Genomic DNA, 412 nt, shown 5'->3' on the forward strand with positions numbered 1-412 from the left:
TTTTTAGGGTGAATTAAAAGTTGGCATAGATTTCGCTTATCCATTGTACGGCAACTACGCCAGATTTACGTAGTAATTAGAAGACCTCGTTACCACGACGACAATGACAATCCCGGGAGAGTTTAAGTATGTCCGCTGAACACGTTTTGACGATGCTGAATGAGCACGAAGTGAAGTTTGTCGATCTGCGCTTCACAGATACCAAAGGTAAAGAACAGCACGTCACGATCCCAGCCCATCAGGTAAACGCTGACTTCTTCGAAGAAGGCAAAATGTTTGATGGTTCTTCGATTGGTGGCTGGAAAGGCATCAACGAATCCGACATGGTGCTGATGCCGGACGCCACTACCGCTGTCATTGACCCGTTCTACGAAGAGTCTACGCTGATTATTCGCTGCGATATCCTCGAGCC

At 47.1% G+C, this 412-nt stretch carries 1 protein-coding gene; it reads left to right on the top strand.

Features of this window, described 5'->3' with window-relative positions:
* Nucleotides 1-128: 128 nt before the first annotated feature.
* Nucleotides 129-412: glutamine synthetase beta-grasp domain-containing protein (locus P3R27_RS14915; protein WP_301399206.1), on the top strand; the 284-nt coding region annotated here is incomplete at its 3' end.

The organism is Enterococcus spodopteracolus (assembly GCF_030441955.1).
Classification (GTDB): Bacteria; Bacillota; Bacilli; order Lactobacillales; family Enterococcaceae; genus Enterococcus_B; species Enterococcus_B spodopteracolus.